Here is a 17,543-nt window from a genome sequence, read left to right as displayed (position 1 = left end):
GCGCCCACAGCGCCCGCGTCCAGCCGGGCAGTCTCCTTGCCCGTTCACACCAACCACATCGATCTCCTTGCCAAGCCGGTGAATAGTGCCGACCTGATCTTGTATCCACCCTTCCGCCCAAGGAGTTCCCTTGTCCGCGACGACGAGCGCCCGCCCCCTGCCCGTTCCCCGCGAGGACCTCTGTCCGTTCGGGCCAGCCCCCGAGGTGGCCGACCTGCGCGCCCGGACCCCGGTCACCAGGGTCACCTGCCCGACCGGCATCGAGGCATGGCTGGTCACCCGGTACGCCGACGTCCGTGAGGTGCTGGGCGACCCTCGGCGCTTCAGCAACCGCTGCGGCTCGGCGGGCCACCTGCTCGCCAACATGCCGCCGGAAACGCCCATCGAGCAGGGCGACTTCTTCAAGATGGACGGGCCGGAGCACGTCCGGTTCCGGCGGGTGTTCGCGCCGGCGATCACCACCGCGCGCCGGATCGAGGAGTTCCGGCCGATGGTGCTGCGCACCGCCGACGAACTGCTGGACGGCCTCGCCGCCGAGACCGGGCCGGTCGACCTGCACGAGCGGTTCTCCAAGCCGCTCACCTCCTCCGTGATCGCCGGGCTGCTCGGCGTGCCCTACGCCGACCGCGGCGTGTTCCAGCGGGTCGCGGAGACCCTGTTCAGCGGCGGGACCGACGTGGACGAGCTGAACGCGGTGAAGTTCCCGCTGTATGACTACGTCGCCGACCTGGTCAGGGCCCGGCGCGCCGAGCCGGGCGAGGACGTGCTGAGCGTGCTGGTCACCCGTGGCCGGGAACACGAGCAGCCGTTCAACGACCTGGAACTGACCAAGATGGCCGTCGGCCTGCTGGTCGCCGGCTACGACACCACCGCCAGCTCCATCACCTACGGCGTGCTGGCCCTGCTGGCCGACCGGACCCAGTTCGACCGGCTGGCCGCCGACCCGGCGCTGGCCGTGGGCGCCACCGAGGAACTGGTGCGGTTGCTGGGCGTGGGCGCGGGGCTGTTGCGGGTGGCCACCGTGGACACCGAGATCGGCGGCCAGCCGATCGCCGCCGGCGAGTACGTGATCGCCGCCGCTCAGGCGGCCAACCACGACCCGGCGCACTTCCCCGAGCCGGAGCGGCTGGACATCGATCGGCGGACCACCAGCCACCTCGGCTTCGGCCACGGGCCGCACCACTGCGTCGGCCAGCAGATCGCCCGCCTGGAACTGACCACCGCGCTGGCCACCCTGCCCTGTCGGGTGCCGACCCTGCGGCTGGCCGTGCCGCAGGCGGAGATCCGGTTCAAGGCCGACACCACCGTCTACGGCCCCGCCGCGCTCCCGGTCACCTGGGATGAGGTCCTGCCCTCCTGACCGGTGGGGGATCTTCCAGCCAGTCGGGTGGTTGTTCCGGACGTCCGGCGGATGCGGCGGGCGAACACCGCTGGCGAGGCTGGCCACATGAGCAAACGAGTGGGACTGCGCGTCATGATCGGGCTGGCCGCCTCGGCGATCGCGATCGGCGCCCTCGGCGCCCTGCCGGCCTACGCGGCCAACGAGATCAGCGCCTTCGACTGCACCAACCCGGTCTGGCCGGACCGGTACCTCACCGTCGATGACGCGGATCCGTCCGTGCTCAAGATGTGCGACGGCCCACTCGAGGCCGTCGCGAAGAGCGGTGCGTTCCCGGCCGGTGCCCTTGTCCCGGACCGGGAATTCGCCGCGGTGCGGTTCGTGGCCGAGGGCGAGGACGCTGGTTCCTGATCAGCGGAGGTCGCGGACGAGCCTGCCCATGATGGCGTCGATCTCGGCCGAGTCGAGCTGGTCGGTGCCGATCAGCAGGGTCACCGATCGCCTGCCGTCCTCGGTCACGGCGTTGCGGAACTTGTGACCGCTGGGCATGCTGCCGCTGTGCCCCCAGGTGATCAGGTCCGGGGTGAGCCGGGTGCGCTCGATGCCCAGGCCGTAGCCGTCGCTGAGCTGGTCCGGCACAGTTCGTTTCATCTCGGCGAGCTGCGCGGGCGCCAGTAGCCGCCCGGTCAGCAACGCGGTCCAGAAGGCGGTCACGTCCGCGCCGGTGGAGATCAGCGAACCGGACGCGTTCGCCTCCGAGGTGTTCCACTCCGTCCGGTCCCCCGACAGCCCGGACTGCCGAGGGTAACTGCGCAGCTCCGGATAGGGGATCGTGACCCGGTCACCGGGCCAGTAGGTGTCGCGCAGCCCGAGCCGCCTGATGATCCGCTGGTTGATCTCGGTGCCGATATCGCGTCCGGTGACCTTGGTGACGAGCAGTCCGGCCAGGTTGTAGTTGGTGTTGGCGTAGGCGAAACCCGCTGTCCCCCAACGAACGGGCGGCGGCAGGGTCAGCGCCATCCTGACCGTCTGCACCGGCTCGGTGTGGTCCCAGCGGCGCCGTTCCTTGTTCTGCCAGAACGGTGCTTCCAGGTAGTCGGGCAGGCCGTTGGTGTGCTGCAGCATCTGCCGGACGGTGAAGGTGCGCGCGTCGTAGCGCTTGGTGCGGATGAGGCCGGGCAGGTAGTGATCGACGGTCTCGTCGAGCCTGATCCTGCCCTCGCCGACGAGCTGCAGCACCACCGTGGCCGTCCATGCCTTGGTATTGCTGCCAATCCGGCTGTGCTCATCGCCCACGACCGCACGCCCGGTCCACCGGTCGGCGAGGCCGACACCGTAACCGCGGACGCCGCACCGCGGACTCCGCACCGTCACGGCGATCCCGGCGCCAAGCCGTTCCAGCGCGTCCAGCGCGGTCCGGATCGGCGTGGCATCACACCGCGGCGACGCCTCCGCCACCACCGGCATCACCAGCAGAGAGGTGGTGATCGCCAAGACCACAACGGCTTTCCGCCTGCCTCGCATGGCATCTCCTTTCCCGGCGACACCGCCCCGCGGCGCGCCGGCCAGAATGCGCTTGCGGTCAGCATCTCCGCCGCACCGATCGCGGGCATTCGTTGCCAGTCCAGAGAATCCGCGAATGTCTTGTGCGCCCGGCTATAGTGTTGATGATGCCCGACCCCGCGGCGCCCAATCTCAGGCAGGTCCTGCACGCGCTGGGCCCTTCGCTACTGCGCCCGTTGACCACGCTGCCCGAGCGCCCGGTACCGGTCTCGGGCCTGCTCATCTTCGAGCCCCGAGCGCCACTTCCCCGGGTCAGGGACGCGATCCTGCTCGCGGTCGGCGTCGGCACAACGGAAGCACAGGCCACGGATCTCCTTGCTGCCGCAGCCGATGCCGGACACTCCTGCCTGGTGCTGAAGAGTTTTGGCGAGCCGGTCACCGAACTGGTGGCCGCCGCGCACCGCTTCGGTGTGGTGCTGCTCGCCGCCGACGAATCGGTGGCCTGGCACCACCTGGCCGCCATGCTCACCTCCGCCCTGGCCGCCGCGGCGCGGACCGCGAGCACCCCGGGGACCGGTGATTTGTTCGCACTGGCCAACGCGATCGCGGCGATGGTGGGCGGTGCCACCGTGATCGAGGACCCGCACCGGCGCATCCTCGCCTACTCGACCCTGCCCGGCCAGCGCATCGACGAGGGCCGCCGCCAGGGCATCCTCGGCCTCCAGGTCCCTGACGGTCCAGGCTACGACGAGCAGTACCGCGCTTTGGCCCAGGTGTCACGAATCCGCCGATTCCCCGCTGTCTCCGGCGGCCTGCCCCGGCTGGGTGTCGCGGTCCGCGCCGGCGGGGAGCACCTGGGTTCGGTCTGGGTCGTCGACGCCGGGAACTGCCTGGACTCCGCCGCCGAACAGGCCCTCGCCGACGTGACCGACATCGTCTCGCTGCACCTGCTCGCGGCCCGCACCGCGGTCGACGCCGCCCGGCGACAACGCGTGGACCTGTTGCGGCGCCTGCTCGCCGACCCGGACAGCGTCACCGAGGTGGCCCCGCGACTCGGCCTGGAACCCAACCGGCCGGTCGCGGTGGCCGCCTTCACCGTGGCCACCGGCGACACCGAGGACGTGCTCGCCGCCCACGCCGCCACCCGGCTGGCGGACCTGGTGAGCCTGCACTGCGAGGCCCACTACGGCAGGCACGGCTGCGCGCTGATCGAGGGCACGGTCTACGCGCTGCTGCCAAGCGGGCCAACACCGAACGCCCACCGCGACCTCATCGCCGACATCGCCCGAAGAGCGCACACCGCGTTGCGGGTCCCCGTCCTGGCCGCGCTCGGCTCCCAGGTCCACGGCCTGCGTGCGATCGCGAGTTCCCGCGCCGACGCCGACCTGGTCCTGCACGCCCTCGCCGACCGACCGGGCGACCCACAACCCTGCCAGGTGGCCACCCTCGAGGAGGTGTGGGCAGGCGCCGCATTGTCCGCACTGGCCCGGATCCTGGCCACCCACGAGGCCCTGCCCCGCGCCCTCGGCCCCGCGGTCCGCAGCCACGACCTGGAACACGGCACCGCCTACGCGTCCACCATTCTCGCCTACCTCAACGCCAACAGCGACATCACCACCGCCTCCCAGCGGCTGTCCGTACACCCGAACACGGTCCGCTACCGGCTTGCCCAGGCCGAGCAGATCTTCGGCTTCGACCTCGCCAACCCGGACGAACGCCTGGTGCTGTGGCTGCGCCTACGACTCGGCGACCACCTCGGCTGATCAGTCCACTTCCGCGGTCAGATCACCAGGCATGACCGTGGCGATCAGCCCCGCGACAAACCGCGGCACCTCCTCCGCCGCGAGCACCAGCCGCGGCTCATCGCGATCCGGCCCCTGGAAGATCTCCACCGACCGCACCTCCGGGTCATCCGCCGACCCGGCGACACCGATGATCGTCCACTGCCCGTGCCCAGGCCGGGTGTTGGCGAAGTGGCTGAATTCCGGTTCCGCACTGCTCACAACTACTCCTGAAGCAGAAGTTCGAGTCCCTGCGCCCAGCTACGCTCCTGGCCACGCCGGGCAATCCGCCACCCCTGCGGCGTACGGACGTACTCGTCGATGTACCACATGCCCAGCAACGCGACCCGCTGCTCCGCACCCGGCAACACCATCGAGTTCAGGCACATCAACCGCCCGGTACCCCGATCACCGTCCACCCGGACGTCCAGGTTCCCGATCAGGTGCTGGGTGGCGGGAAAGATCGCCAGGCTCTCCGCGAGCCATGCCTTGATCTCGGGGAAGTTGCCCGCGATACCACCGAACGCGGTGTAGTCGATGAACGCGTCCTCGACGAAAATCTCATCCAGAGCCGCGAAATCCTTGCTGTCGATCGCGGTCGAGTACGCCGTCAGCAGACTCTGGATCTCCAACCGGTCGGAGATCTCCTGAATGCCAAGCACCTGGCCTCCTAGCACGCCATTGGGTACCTCGACCATAGTGCTCACCTCCGCGCCTGCCCTCCCCTCAGTCGGCGGTAGCACCCCGATCAAGGTAAGAACAGGCAACGGAAGTGACCTGGCAGACACTGTCCACTGTGGACTCAGATGGGTCCGCGGTCAGCAGTCGGCGAACTGCTCCACCACCTCCGCGCCAGCCTCGACGTCTGGGCTGAGCTGCCGGTCGGTCATGTTCGGGTCCAGCCGCGCCGCCGCCAGCTCATAGGCCCCGCGCAACGGCGTGCCCGGCCTGGGCACGATGCCGCGCATCCGCAGCGCCCGGACCGCCGCGACCAGTTCGCAGGCCAGGACCAGGCGGAACGAGGCCAGGGTTTCCAGGGACTGGCGGGCGGACTGGAAGGCGAAGCTGGAGTGTTCCTCGGTGCCTCGGGAGACCACGGCGTTGCCCAGGCTGGCGAGTTCGGCCAGGGTGCGCATGTCGGCGAGGGCGGAGTTGGCGCCGTACTCCAGGATCATCACGCCGGAGCTGCCGCTGGCGCCGTCGGCCAGGAAGGGGCGCAGGCCGGTGAATTTCGGTTCTACCAGGCTGGCCAGGCGGGCGGTGGAGAGCTGGGCGGTGTGCAGCAGGGACAGGCGGAGCCGGTCCAGGGCCTGGCCGAGGTGGGCGCAGTGGAAGCCACCGTGGTGGTAGACCACGTCGTTCTCCGCGTCGATCAAGGGGTTCTCCGCGGCGGCGTTGATCTCCACGCCCAGCACCTTGCCGAGGTCGGCGGCGGCGTCCAGGGCGGGGCCGTGCACCTGGGGGTAGCAGCGGTAGCCGAAGGGGTCCTGGATGCGGGCGGCGGGGTGCAGGGGGTCGCCGAGCAGGCGGCGTAGTTCGGCGGCGGTCTGGACCTGGCCGGGGTGGGGGCGGGCCGCGTGCACCCGTTCGGCCAGTGGCTCGTGCGAGGCGTCCACGGCCAGGAAGGACAGCGCGGTCACCACGTGCGTGGCCGAGAGCAACCGGTGGGCCTCGTGCCAGGCCAGTGCGGCGATGCCGATGGTGAGCGCGTTGCTGCTCATCAGGGCGAGGGCGTCGCCGGAGTCCAGGGTGATCGGTTCGGGGGCGGGGCCTTCGCCGAGCCAGGAGCGTTCGCCGATGAGGGTCAGGCCGGTCTCGGCCAGTGCGGTCAGGTCGCCGGTGCCGATGGCGCCGAACTCGTGCACCGCGGGGAAGAGCCGGGAGTTGAGCGCGGCCGCCAGTGCCTCGGCCACCGCCGGGCGCAGGCCCGCGCCGCCGGCGAGCAGCTGGTTGAGCCGGACGGCGAGCATCGCGCGCACCTGCTCCTCGGTGAGCAGTCCTCCGAGCCCGCCGGCGTGACTGCGCAGCAGCCGCAAGCCGTGTTCCGGCAGGCTTTCCGCGTCCACGACTTCCAGGCGGTTGGCGCCGACGCCGGTGGTGCGGCCGTACACCGGGCGGTGCAGCACCACCCGCTGGGCGGCCAGCCAGGACGCCTCCAGCCGTTGCCTGCCCACCTCGTCCAGCACCACCGGCACGTGCCCGCGGGCCACCCGCACCACCTCGGCGGCGGTGGTGGACCACCCGGTGAGCACGACGGGATCAACGGCGGCGGTCGGCGCGGCGGGAACGTCCAGGTGCATGGTCCGGCCTTTCTGGGCGTGCGAGGGCTCCACGTCTCCCGCCGTTTCCGGGTGGTGAACTTTTGTGGGCGGTCTCTTGACTTCGGTTGACGCACCACAGAGCCTGCATGAACGCATTCACGATTAACAAGAGGTGAATCGTCTTGATCAGTTTCGCGGCTGTGAACAAAAAGTTCGCCGACGGCACCACGGCGGTGCGCGAACTCGACCTGGACGTGCCCGAAGGCCAGCTCACGGTCCTCGTCGGCTCGTCGGGATGCGGCAAGACCACCACCCTGCGCATGATCAACCGGATGATCGAGGCGACCAGCGGCGAGGTCCTCGTCGGTGGCCGTGACGTGCGGAAACTCAACGCCTCGGCGTTGCGCAAGGGCATCGGCTACGTGATCCAGCAGTCCGGGCTGTTCCCGCACCGGACCATCGGGGACAACATCGCCACCGTGCCCAGGCTGCTCGGCTGGGACCGCGGCCGGATCCGGGACCGGGTGGCCGAACTGCTCGACACCGTCGGCCTGGCCCAGGAACTCGCGGCGAAGTACCCGCACCAGCTCTCCGGCGGTCAGCAACAGCGGGTCGGCGTGGCCAGGGCCCTGGCCGCCGATCCACCGATCCTCCTGATGGACGAACCATTCGGCGCAGTAGATCCGGTGGTCCGCACGCTTTTGCAGGATGAACTCCTGCGACTCCAGGCCGAATTGCGCAAGACAATCGTCTTCGTCACCCACGACATCGACGAGGCGGTCAAACTCGGCGACCGCATCGCGGTCTTCCGCACCGGCGGCCACCTGGTGCAGTTCGCCAGCCCGGCCGAGCTGCTGGCCCGGCCGGCGGATGAGTTCGTCACCGACTTCCTGGGCGCCGAACGCGGCCTGAAGCTGCTCACCCTGACCACCCTCGCCGAGGTCCCGGTCGAGCCGGTGCCCACCGCGACCGCCGCCACCACGGTCACCGAGGCCCGCCGCGCCACCGACGGCTGGCTGCTGCTGATCACCGGCCAGGGCACCCCGCTGGGCTGGCTGCACACCGACCGGCTGCCCGCCACCGGCACGCTGGCCGACGCCGAGGCCGTCCCGGTCACCGGGCTCACCGCCGAGGCCACCCTGCTGGCCGCGCTGGACGCCACCGTCTCCTCCCCCGCCGGACTGGCCGTGCGGGTGGACGCGGACGGCCGGGTGACCGGGGTGTCCAGCCAGCAGCGGATCAACGAGCGCGCCGCGCGATTCCGGGCCCAGGTGGTCACGCCGTGAAGTGGTCCTGGATCCCCGACCACGCGAGCGAGCTGGCGCTGACCACCCTGGAGCACAGCGCGATCGCCGCCATCTCCGTCCTCTGTGGACTCCTGCTCGCGCTGCCGCTGGGTGTGCTGGCCGCGCGGCTGCCGGTGCTCAAGGGCGTCATCCTCGGCATCTCCGGCGTGCTGTTCACCATCCCCTCGCTGGCCCTGTTCATCCTGCTGCTGCCACTGACCGGCCTGAGCTACGTCACCGCGGTGATCGGCCTGACCACCTACACGCTGGTCGTGCTGGTACGCAACACGGTCGAGGGCCTGGCCACGGTCCCGCACCACGTCCGCGAGGCCGCCCGCGCCATGGGTTACGGCGGTCTGCGCACCCTGCTCACCGTCGAACTGCCACTGGCCCTGCCGGTGATCATGGCCGGGGTCCGGGTGGCGACGGTGATGGCGATCAGCCTGGTCAGCGTGGCCGGGTTCATCGGGCACGGCGCGCTCGGCCAGTTGTTCATCGACGGCTTCCAGCGTGATTTCGCGGTGCCGGTCATCGCGGGCGTGGCACTCACCCTGCTACTGGCACTGATCGCCGACCTGGTCCTGGTCGGCCTGCAGCACGTGCTCACCCCGTGGACCAGGAGAGGGCGATAGACATGGGTCAGTTCATCGCCGAGGTACTCGGCTGGTTCACCGACAGCGCCCGCTGGTCCGGCCCGGAAGGCATCCTGGCCCGGCTGTTCGAGCACCTGCAGTACTCGCTGCTGTCCACCCTGGTCGCGGTGCTGATCGCACTGCCGATCGGCCTGCTGATCGGGCACACCGGCAAGGGCGCCTTCCTGGCCATCAACCTGAGCAGCTTCGGCCGCGCGCTGCCCACCGTGGGCGTGGTGATCCTGGTGTTCCTGGTCAGCGGCCTCAACCTGTGGCCGGTGTACGTGGCGCTGGTGGTGCTGGCCATCCCGGTGATCGTCACCAACACCTACGCGGGCATGGCCGCGGTCGACCACGACGTGCGTGACGCCGCCCGCGGCACCGGCCTCAACGGCTGGCAGGTGCTCTTCCAGATCGAACTGCCGCTGGCCGTGCCACTGATCATGACCGGCGTCCGGCTGGCCGTGGTGCAGGTGGTGGCCACCGCGACCATCGCCGCCTACATCAGTTTCGGCGGTTTCGGCCGCTACGTCTTCGACGGCTTCGCCCAGAACGACCTGCCCCAGGTCTTCGGCGGCGCCCTGCTGATCGCGGTGCTGGCCATCGCGCTGGACCTTGTCCTCAGTGGACTCCAGCGCCTGCTCACCCCGCGCGGATCGTTGCTGCGCAACCGAAGGAGCGAATCATGAAGCGCCGACTGGCCGCGGCGGCGATCCTGGCCTGCCTCGGTCTCACCGTGACCGCCTGCGCGGGCGGCCTGACCTCGCTGGACCCCAAGCGCAACCCGCTGAGCAAATCCGGCGGCCTGGTGGTGGGCACCGCCAACTTCAGCGAGAACGTCATCCTCGGCCACCTGTACGCGGGAGCGTTGCGCGCCAAGGGAATCACCGTCACGGTCAAGCAGAACCTGGGCTCCCGCGAGATCATCGTGCCCGCGCTCAAACAGGGTGACATCGACGTGCTGCCCGAGTACCAGGGCAGCCTGCTCCAGTTCCTGGACAAGAACGCCCGCCAGAGCGCGGCCGAGGACGTCCAGCAGGCACTGGAGAAAACCGTCCCCCAGGGCGTCAAGGTGCTGCCCTACGCCGCCGCCGAGAACAAGGACGTCTACGTCGTCACCCGCGAGACCGCGACCCGCTACGGCCTCAAAACCCTGGAAGACCTGCGCGCCAACGCCAAGGACCTGGTCTTCGGCGGCCCCGCCGAGGACAAGACCCGCTGGGTCGGCCTGGTCGGGCTGAAGGAGTTGTACGGCGCGGAGTTCAAGGACTTCAAGGCCCTGGACACCGGCGGCCCACTCACCAGGGGCGCCCTGCGCGGCGGCGACATCCAGGTGGCCAACCTGTTCAGCACCGACGTCACGATCACCAACAACAACTGGGTGATCCTGGAAGACCCCAAGAAACTCGTTCCTGCGCAACACATCGTGCCCCTGGTCAACGAGGCCAAGGCCAACACCACCGTCACCGAGGCCCTGGCCGCACTCAACAGCAAACTCACCACCGAGGAACTCAGCAAGCTGGACGCCAAGGTGGACAACGACAAGGAAGACCCGGACCGCGTGGCCAAGGCGTGGCTGGACCAACACGGACTCGGGTCCTAGCGGGGAATGACCACAATGGACTCAACCGGACTGCGGCAGCTGCTGGGCGGGCGACGGCTGTCCCCCGCCCAGCGGCGCATCGCCCGGTACCTGCTCGACCACCCGCACGAGGCGGCCTTCCTGGGCACCGTGGACCTGGCCGAACGCGTCGGCGTCAGCCAGGCCTCGGTGACCCGCTTCGCCTTCGCCCTGGGCTTCGACGCCTTCCCCGAGTTCCGCGCAGCCCTGCGCGACCTGGTCCTCACCCAACCCGCCAAACCCGCGCCCACCGAAGCCCTCAACGAGATCCAGCTGTTGCTGGACACCGAAATCCGCAACCTGCACACCCTCCGCGACAGCCTGTCCGACCTCGGCCCCCTGCACCAGGCAGCAGCCGCCCTGGCCGCCTCCCGCCCCCTCCCGGTCATCGGCCAACGCGTCTCCGCCCCCCTGGCCCACCTCTTCGGCTACTTCGCCGCCAAGGTCCACCTGGACGTCCGAGTCCTCGACATCCCCGGCTCACTGCTGGAGGACGGCCTGACCCGAGCCGTCGACGCCGGCGCCACCTGCGTCCTGGCCTTCGCCCTGCCCCGCTACCCCCGCGAAACCCTGTCCGCGCTGACCTGGGCCAAACAGGTAGGCCTGACCACCGTCCTGGTCACCGACCAGCCCATCACGCCACTGACCGACCACGCCGACCTGGTCCTCACCGCCCCGGTCAGCTCCCAGTTCGCCTTCGACTCCCACGCCGCCTCCACCGCGTTGTGCGCGGCCCTGCTGCACGCGATGCTGGCCGCCCTGCCCCCGGAGCAGCAGGCGAGTCTGGAGGCGTTCGAGCAGTCCGCGGCGCAGCGCGAGGTGTTCCTGGCCGACTAGCTACTCAGTCGGCAGCCAGCTTGACGCCCAGCCCGATGAAGATCCCGCCCGTGGCCACGTCGATCCGCCGCTTGGCCGCCCGCCGCCTGCGCAGCCAGCCGCCGATCCGCCCGGCCAGCACCCCAACCGTGCCGTCCACCAGGAACTCCAGCACGATCAGCACCGCGCCCAGGATCGCGAACTGCAGCCAGACCTGGCCAAGGGCGGGGTTGATGAACTGGGGCAGGAAGGCGATGGTGAAGGTGACCATCTTGGGGTTGATCAGGTTGGTGAACAGGCCGTTGAGGAAGGCTTTGCGGGCGGTCATGCCACCACCGGCAGCCACCGTGTCCGGGTTGTCCTGGTTGCGGTTGCGGATCATCTGCACGCCCAGGTAGACCAGGTAGATCGCGCCCGCGATGCGCACCACGGTGAACGCGGTGGGCGCGGCCTCGAACAACGCGGCCAGGCCGACCGCGGCGAGGGCGACGTGCACCGCCTCACTCACCGCCACCCCGGCGGTGGCGAACAGGCCGGCGCGGGGACCGCCCTTGATGCCGCAGCCGAGCACGAACAGCATGTCCGGGCCGGGGGTCAGCATGGCGACCATGGTGGCCAGCGTGAACAACGCGAGCAGGTGCGGGTCGATCGGCATTTTCGGATACTCGCACAGGCTGGCGGGAGGACGCCCGGGACTTTTTTGTCAGTCGGCAGGGTCCGGGCGGCGACCCGGACCCTGCCGTCAGCTCACCTGCCCGCGCACCGGGCCGGGGTGAAGTCCACATGCTCCAGGGCCGAGCTGCCGTTGACGTCCGCGCCCGGCCAGGACGCGTTCGGATCGGCCAGGTCGACCGTGCGCACCTCGGTCAGCTTCAGCGGCGGCTGGAACTGGCCGAGCACCGGCAGCGCCAGGGGCAGCTTCTGCAGGCCGCCGCTGGGGGCGTTGGCCTCGACCTGCTTGCCGGCCAGGCTGGTGTAGGTAACTCCGAAGGCGTCGAAGTACGGCCGGAAGTCGTACCCGGTGATCCGGGACAACTGCACCAGCAGGAAGTCGTTGCCGATCATCTCGGCGACCTTCTGCCCGCCGTAGGCCGGGGCTCCGGAGTACGGGTACAGCGAGAGGCCCAGGTTGGCTCGACCCGCGTTCCACTTCGCCTCGTCGGCCGCCCAGGCGGTGAAGGCGCGGGCCGCGCCGTAGAGCGCGGTGTAGATGTCGGGGCCGCTGTCCAGCTTGGTGCCGTTGGCCATTGTCTTGCCCTCCAACAGGATGGGCAGGGTCAGGTAGAAGGTCAGCCGGGTGTGCCGGTTGGTGTAGGTTCCCGTTTCGCCCCAGACCGAGTCGGCGAGGGTGCTCTTGGCCGTCGCCGAGGCCGGGTAGGACTGCCGGACCTTGCAGTCGGGTCCGTAGACGACTCGTTTGCCGTCCTTCATCACGTTGCCCATCGCCGAGCGGTGACTGGCGAACAGGGTGACGAAGCCATCCTCGGAGTACCAGGTCAGCGGGTCGTCCACCTTGCCGTCACTGCGGGCGGGCCGGACCTTGCGGGCGAAGTTCCACAGCACGAAGTGGGTGAAGAGGTCGTTGGAGGTCTCGCCGGAGCGGTTGACGTAGCTGGTCCAGGTGTCGGTCTTGCCGGGGTCGCTGCCCGCTCCGGTGTCGGCCCAGTGGATGTTGAGCTGCTGGCGTTGCAGGTTGTGGCCGAGTTCGTGGCTCAGCCCCGAGCTGACCGGGAACACGGCGCCGTCGCCGCCCATGTCGATCGGGTTCCCCGAGCACAGGTCACCGCACATCGTGTACAGGTCGAAGTTGACGTGCTGGATTCCCTTGCGGGAGTTGAGTTCCGGGTCCAGGCACGGCAACTTGTAGCTGCCGCAGATCGCCTGCACCGACTTCGGCACGGTTTCTTCCAGCTTGGCGCCCATGACCTTCAGCCCGGCCAGGCGCATTTCCTGGTTGTACCAGGAGTCGCGGATCTCCAGCAGGAATTTCCGCACCCCGCTCGGTCCGGTGTAGAACGTGGTCAGGCCGTGCTGGGTGAGCCCTTCGGCCGCCAGCGTCTTGCGGATCCGGGACACCGGCATGTGCAGCTGGAAGCCGTCGCCCACCAGGTCGGTGTAGTAGGCCTTGGTGGTGGCGATCTCCTGGGTGAAACGGTCCAGCTGGGCCAGGTCGTTCATGTCCATGACCGCCGGGTGCTCGCTCATCCCGTTGAAGGTGAGGTTCACCCCGATCCCGGGCTTCTTGCCGGTGCCGTCCATCCGGATGTACAGCGGTCCGCCGTAGGGCGAACTGATCGTCACCGGCTTCTTCGGGGTCAGCCGCACCCAGTCGGTGGCCAGGAACTGCGGCCGGGTGTACTTGGACACGCCCTTCTCGACCTCCCCGGTGCGGGTGTTCACCCGGTTCGGGAAGGTGCGCACGTACACCGGGATGTTCGGGTCGTTGGTCAGGGTGACCGTGCCCGGCCTGCCGGTGATGAGGTCGTGGCCGGTGGCGCTCCACTCGTCGAGGTCGGTCGAGGTCAGCGTCACCGACTTGTCGCCCTGCTGGTTGAAGTGCACGGTCGGACAGGTGCCGTCGGCCACCTGGGTTGGGCTGATGCACCAGGCGGTGCCCAGGTCGTAGGCCTTGGAGTTGCCCGGCCAGGCGGTGTGCGTGAACCAGTCGGCGAAGAGCGCCTGCGTGATCCGCTTGGTGTCCTTCTGGTCGATGGGGTATTCGATCGGCTGCACGTTGTCACCCGGCTGGGAGCCGTAGGCGCCGGTGCGCTGCTTGTCCGCCAGCAGGGTCAGCACCCGCATGGTCTCGTTCTGGTCGTTGACCTTCGGCGGCGCGAAGACGTTGTCCGCCGCCTCGTTCAGCGCGGCCACGGCCGCCTTCATCCGGGTGATCGCGCCCATGTACGCCGCGGCTCCCGGGGTCGGATCGTTCACACAGGACGTCAGGTAGCTTCCGTGCAGGGCATAGTCGACGACGCACTTGCTGTAGTCGGTCAGTGCCAGCGGATTTCCGTTGAGCCGCCGGGCGATCTCGGTGGCGTCCTTGGCGAACTGGTCGTCCAGCACCTTGGCCGGGGCCTGCGCGGACTTGGGTGACTGCCGGACCAGGTTGCGCTGGAAGTAGTTGGTGCCGGTGTCCGGGCTGCCGAGGTCGCGCATCAGCATGTTGGTGGTGGACGCGGCCCGGCTCGTCTCACCGAAGGCCAGCAACGGGATCCCGGAGCTGTAGGCCCCCTCGATCTGGGCGCGCAGCACCGGGTCGTCGTCACTCCTGGCGTCACCGACGAACAACGCGGCCGCGCCGGTCAGGCACGGGTTCGCGGTGCCGGGCTTGAAATCGCAGGCGCCGTAGGCGGAGTTGCCGCCGTTGACGATCAGCTTGGGGAAGTTCTTGGCCAGGAACTCCTTCATCGGCTTCTCGCGGGAGGAGGCGGTGTTGGCGATGACGATCTTGCCGCTGAGTTCGGCCGCCGCGGTGCCCGGTTTGCCCAGCAGCCAGGCGGTGGTGCTCTGCACGAGCGGGACCATCCCTGCCTCGTCCATCGGGACGTTCGGCCCGCTCAGCGAGGTGTTCACGAACGGGTTGCCCGCGAAGTAGGCCAGCCTGGTCTCGCTGAGTGAGGAGGTGCCGACCGCGGCGAGCACCCGGTTGGGGAACTGCTCGCCGTCGCTGTGCGTGCCGGTCAGCAGCGGGTGCAGGTGCGGCGAGAGCTGCCGGATCTGCCCCGCGTTGGTGCCGGGGGTGAAGGTGATCACCGCGCCGTCCGGGATGATCTGGTGCGCCAGCGAGACCCGCTTGCCGAGGGCCTTGGGCAGGTAGGCGAGCAGTTCCTGCTGGGTGACCAGCTTGGGCGCGCCGGTGGCCAGCGCCTTGGCCATCCGGTCGCCGTCGGCGGGCTTGGTCACCTTGACCGACCGCGAGCCCTTGACCCCCTGGTAGGTGGCGGTGATGGCGGTGGTGCCCGGCCCTGCGCCGGTGACGATGCCCTTGTCCACGGTCGCGACCGCCTGGTCGCCGGTGGACCACTGCGCGAGGGCGCTGATGTCGGTCCGGCTGCCGTCGGGGCGGACCTTGGTCGCGGCGAGTTCCACCTTCTGCCCGACCACCAGCGGGACCGGCGCCGCGGCCCCGTCGACCTGGACCGGCGGCGGCTGTTGCGCCTCGCCGATGAGCAGCTGCTCCCCCGCCGGGCTGGCCACCGCGGCCGGGTCACCGGCAGTGGTGCACCAGCCAAGGAGCACGGCCACGAGTGCGAGCGCGCCAAGCGCCGCCCGCTGATTGCGTCTGAACACGAGATCTCGCCCTTCGTCCCCGCTCCGCCTGGTCGGCGGAATTCACCACCCGCGATCGACGCTAGGGGCGGGCCGAGAGGTTTGGCGCGGCGAGAAAGGGGGTAAGGGGGTCACTCAATCGGTGCCGGGTGACCGGGTACCCAGCGTGAACGCACCAAACGCGGAACGGCCCGTCCAGGCGTGGACGGGCCGTTCCGGAAGGTTCGTTCGGGTTTACTCGCCCGGGGCCGTCACGGCCTTGATGACCTCGACCTTCTTGTCCCCGGCCCCCGCGAGCGTGCTGTCGGTGGCGGCGGCCGGTCCGGCGGCGAGCACGCCACCGACCACGGCCACGCCCAGCGCGGCAGCGAGTTTCCCGGCCATACCGGACCAGCGTGAATTGACGTTCACAGCTTTTCTCCCCATCAGCGAAGCCGCCCCCCGGACAGGTGCGGCCAACCGGCCCGCACCAGCGCTGACGCTAGCCGAGCCGATGCCGGTCGAGGAATACGCCGAACCGACCAAACGGAAGTCGGGTCGGCCAGGACCGGCTTGGCCACCCTCAGCGTGCTGGGCGAGCACCTGCCAATCAAAAACAAGGTGCTGGTGGTGCCCGAAACCTGTTTTGGTGTGCCGACCGGATGGGAAGGGACGAAGGTGCCTGTCGAAACCAACGCGGCGCGACCGACCCGGCTCAGGGACAACCGGGACTTCCGGCTGTGGTGGGGTGGCACGGTGCTCAGCGCGATCGGTGACGAGGTCACCGCGATCGCGTTGCCGCTGCTGGTGCTGCTGATGACCAGCTCACCCCTGCACGCGGGGCTGGTGGGCAGTGTGGAGGCCATTCCGCCACTGCTGCTGGCGCTGCCCGCGGGCGCGCTGGTGGACCGGATCTCCCGGCGCGGGCTCATGATCGGCTCCTCGGTGCTGAGCATGGTCTCGATCACCTCGATCCCGATCGCCTACCTGCTGGACAGCCTGACCCTGCCGCAGCTCTACGTGGTGGCCGTGGTCAACAGCGCCGCCGCCACCGTGTACCGGATCGCCAACACCGCCGCGCTGCCCCGGATCGTCGGCCAGCACAAACTCGGTGCGGCCGCCGGACAGAGCGAGATGATCTGGGGCATCGCCACGATCATCGCCCCGCCACTGGCCGGGCTGATGTTCGAGGTCACCGGCCCGAGTTCGCCGTTCATGATCGACGCGATCTCGTTCCTGGCCATCGCACTGTGCATCCTGGGCATCCGGGCCAAGCTCGGCCCGGACCGCCGGCGCTCGGACGAACCCATGGCGTGGCGGGCGGAGCTGACCGGCGGCGGCAAGATCGCGATGAGCCTGCCGCTGCTGCGCAGCCTGACCATCCTCACCTCCATCGGCGACTTCCTCTTCGCCGGCATCGGCCTGCTGCTGATCGTGCTGGTCAAGAACAACGGCGCCGCCGGCATCGAGATCGGCACCGTGTTCACCTTCGCCGCGGTGGCCGGCATCGTCGGCTCGCTGCTCGCGCCGAAGCTGGAGGACAAGCTCGGCCTGCTGCCCACCGTGATCGGCAAGCACTGGATCACCGCGGCGCTGTTCCCGTTGCTGCTGCTGGACCTGCCCGGCTGGGGCACCGCACTGGTGTGGGGCGTGATCTGCCTGCAGATCGCGGTGCTCAACGTGATCCAGATGAAGTACCTGATGGGCATCGTGCCCAATGAGCACCTGGGCAAGGTGGAGGGCTTCCTGACCTTCATCTCCAAGACCACCTTGCCGCTGGGCTACGCGCTGACCGGCCTGCTGCTGGAGGCGTTCGGTGTGCCGGGCACCCTGCTGGTCTACGAGGTGGTGCTGGTACTGCTCGCGATCTACGCCACCCTGACCCCCGAACTGCGACCAGGTGCGCGGCAACCTGCTCGGCTTCGGCTTCGACGGCGACCTGCTCCTGGTCCCACACATACGGGCGATGTTCACCGGCGCCAACCGAACGGTCGGTAGGCAGACCGGACCGCCACGCGGCCGACTACCGACCGTTCGGTGGGCGGAGAGGATC

The 17,543-nt window shown here is 69.6% G+C and carries 16 protein-coding genes; 9 read left to right on the top strand and 7 right to left on the bottom strand.

Annotated features, from left to right (window positions below):
- Window positions 1–130 precede the first annotated feature (130 nt).
- On the top strand, window positions 131–1,360 hold the full coding sequence (locus tag HNR67_RS23490) for a cytochrome P450 (RefSeq protein ID WP_185004357.1): 1,230 nt from the start codon (window positions 131–133) through the stop codon (window positions 1,358–1,360).
- An 87-nt stretch (window positions 1,361–1,447) separates the two neighbouring features.
- On the top strand, window positions 1,448–1,750 hold the full coding sequence (locus HNR67_RS23485; RefSeq protein ID WP_185004356.1) for a hypothetical protein: 303 nt from the start codon (window positions 1,448–1,450) through the stop codon (window positions 1,748–1,750).
- Here HNR67_RS23485 and HNR67_RS23480 read toward each other — a convergent pair whose 3' ends face one another.
- Window positions 1,751–2,863 carry a serine hydrolase domain-containing protein gene (locus HNR67_RS23480; protein WP_221490021.1) on the bottom strand — a complete coding sequence of 371 codons (1,113 nt, stop codon included), beginning with the start codon at window positions 2,861–2,863 and terminating at the stop codon, window positions 1,751–1,753.
- A gap of 146 nt (window positions 2,864–3,009) precedes the next feature.
- Here HNR67_RS23480 and HNR67_RS23475 point away from each other — a divergent pair, with 146 nt between their 5' ends.
- On the top strand, window positions 3,010–4,605 hold the full coding sequence (locus HNR67_RS23475; protein WP_185004355.1) for a PucR family transcriptional regulator: 1,596 nt from the start codon (window positions 3,010–3,012) through the stop codon (window positions 4,603–4,605).
- Here HNR67_RS23475 and HNR67_RS23470 read toward each other — a convergent pair whose 3' ends face one another.
- From HNR67_RS23470 to HNR67_RS23460, 3 genes are all read right to left on the bottom strand, one after another.
- Entirely contained in the window at window positions 4,606–4,845 is a 240-nt protein-coding gene (locus HNR67_RS23470) for a hypothetical protein (RefSeq protein WP_185004354.1), read from the bottom strand.
- Between the two features lie 2 nt (window positions 4,846–4,847).
- Window positions 4,848–5,321, bottom strand: coding sequence for a nuclear transport factor 2 family protein (locus HNR67_RS23465; RefSeq protein WP_221490020.1), 474 nt, complete (start codon window positions 5,319–5,321; stop codon window positions 4,848–4,850).
- A 120-nt stretch (window positions 5,322–5,441) separates the two neighbouring features.
- Window positions 5,442–6,923, bottom strand: a complete 1,482-nt coding sequence (locus tag HNR67_RS23460) for an aromatic amino acid ammonia-lyase (RefSeq protein WP_185004353.1) — start codon at window positions 6,921–6,923, stop codon at window positions 5,442–5,444.
- A 161-nt stretch (window positions 6,924–7,084) separates the two neighbouring features.
- Here HNR67_RS23460 and HNR67_RS23455 point away from each other — a divergent pair, with 161 nt between their 5' ends.
- From HNR67_RS23455 to HNR67_RS23435, 5 genes are read left to right on the top strand one after another with little or no spacing between them, the layout of a single operon-like run.
- A complete protein-coding gene (locus HNR67_RS23455) occupies window positions 7,085–8,170 on the top strand; it encodes an ABC transporter ATP-binding protein (RefSeq protein ID WP_312987889.1) in 1,086 nt (361 codons plus the stop codon).
- Entirely contained in the window at window positions 8,167–8,802 is a 636-nt protein-coding gene (locus HNR67_RS23450) for an ABC transporter permease (RefSeq protein WP_312987888.1), read from the top strand. Before HNR67_RS23455 ends, HNR67_RS23450 begins: the two co-directional genes overlap by 4 nt.
- 2 nt (window positions 8,803–8,804) lie before the next feature.
- Window positions 8,805–9,491 carry an ABC transporter permease gene (locus HNR67_RS23445; RefSeq protein ID WP_185004351.1) on the top strand — a complete coding sequence of 229 codons (687 nt, stop codon included), beginning with the start codon at window positions 8,805–8,807 and terminating at the stop codon, window positions 9,489–9,491.
- Window positions 9,488–10,405 (top strand): ABC transporter substrate-binding protein, encoded by a 918-nt coding sequence (locus tag HNR67_RS23440; protein WP_185004350.1) that lies wholly within the window; start codon window positions 9,488–9,490, stop codon window positions 10,403–10,405. The genes HNR67_RS23445 and HNR67_RS23440 overlap by 4 nt, the downstream gene beginning before the upstream one ends.
- Window positions 10,406–10,420: 15 nt before the next feature.
- On the top strand, window positions 10,421–11,260 hold the full coding sequence (locus HNR67_RS23435) for a MurR/RpiR family transcriptional regulator (RefSeq protein ID WP_221490019.1): 840 nt from the start codon (window positions 10,421–10,423) through the stop codon (window positions 11,258–11,260).
- Between the two features lie 4 nt (window positions 11,261–11,264).
- Here the strand turns inward: HNR67_RS23435 and HNR67_RS23430 are convergent, their stop codons facing one another.
- From HNR67_RS23430 to HNR67_RS23420, 3 genes are all read right to left on the bottom strand, one after another.
- Window positions 11,265–11,894: a LysE family translocator gene (locus HNR67_RS23430; protein WP_185004348.1), complete on the bottom strand. Its 630-nt coding sequence runs from the start codon at window positions 11,892–11,894 to the stop codon at window positions 11,265–11,267.
- Between the two features lie 92 nt (window positions 11,895–11,986).
- A complete protein-coding gene (locus HNR67_RS23425; RefSeq protein ID WP_185004347.1) occupies window positions 11,987–15,532 on the bottom strand; it encodes an ImpA family metalloprotease in 3,546 nt (1,181 codons plus the stop codon).
- A gap of 213 nt (window positions 15,533–15,745) precedes the next feature.
- Entirely contained in the window at window positions 15,746–15,922 is a 177-nt protein-coding gene (locus HNR67_RS23420) for a hypothetical protein (RefSeq protein ID WP_185004346.1), read from the bottom strand.
- Between the two features lie 246 nt (window positions 15,923–16,168).
- Here HNR67_RS23420 and HNR67_RS23415 point away from each other — a divergent pair, with 246 nt between their 5' ends.
- A complete protein-coding gene (locus tag HNR67_RS23415; RefSeq protein WP_185004345.1) occupies window positions 16,169–17,488 on the top strand; it encodes an MFS transporter in 1,320 nt (439 codons plus the stop codon).
- Window positions 17,489–17,543 lie beyond the last annotated feature (55 nt).

The sequence above is a fragment of the Crossiella cryophila genome, assembly GCF_014204915.1.
Lineage (GTDB): Bacteria > Actinomycetota > Actinomycetes > Mycobacteriales > Pseudonocardiaceae > Crossiella > Crossiella cryophila.
The sequence above is the reverse complement of the archived record's forward strand: the minus strand, read 5'-3'. Positions and strand labels throughout refer to the sequence as shown.

Coding starts and splice junctions, on each gene's coding strand:
- HNR67_RS23435 (WP_221490019.1), top strand. CDS start 10,421: ATGGACTCAACCGGACTGCGGCAGCTGCTGGGCGGGCGACGGCTGTCC.
- HNR67_RS23485 (WP_185004356.1), top strand. CDS start 1,448: ATGAGCAAACGAGTGGGACTGCGCGTCATGATCGGGCTGGCCGCCTCG.
- HNR67_RS23480 (WP_221490021.1), bottom strand. CDS start 2,863: ATGCGAGGCAGGCGGAAAGCCGTTGTGGTCTTGGCGATCACCACCTCT.
- HNR67_RS23445 (WP_185004351.1), top strand. CDS start 8,805: ATGGGTCAGTTCATCGCCGAGGTACTCGGCTGGTTCACCGACAGCGCC.
- HNR67_RS23465 (WP_221490020.1), bottom strand. CDS start 5,321: ATGGTCGAGGTACCCAATGGCGTGCTAGGAGGCCAGGTGCTTGGCATT.
- HNR67_RS23475 (WP_185004355.1), top strand. CDS start 3,010: ATGCCCGACCCCGCGGCGCCCAATCTCAGGCAGGTCCTGCACGCGCTG.
- HNR67_RS23440 (WP_185004350.1), top strand. CDS start 9,488: ATGAAGCGCCGACTGGCCGCGGCGGCGATCCTGGCCTGCCTCGGTCTC.
- HNR67_RS23460 (WP_185004353.1), bottom strand. CDS start 6,923: ATGCACCTGGACGTTCCCGCCGCGCCGACCGCCGCCGTTGATCCCGTC.
- HNR67_RS23430 (WP_185004348.1), bottom strand. CDS start 11,894: ATGCCGATCGACCCGCACCTGCTCGCGTTGTTCACGCTGGCCACCATG.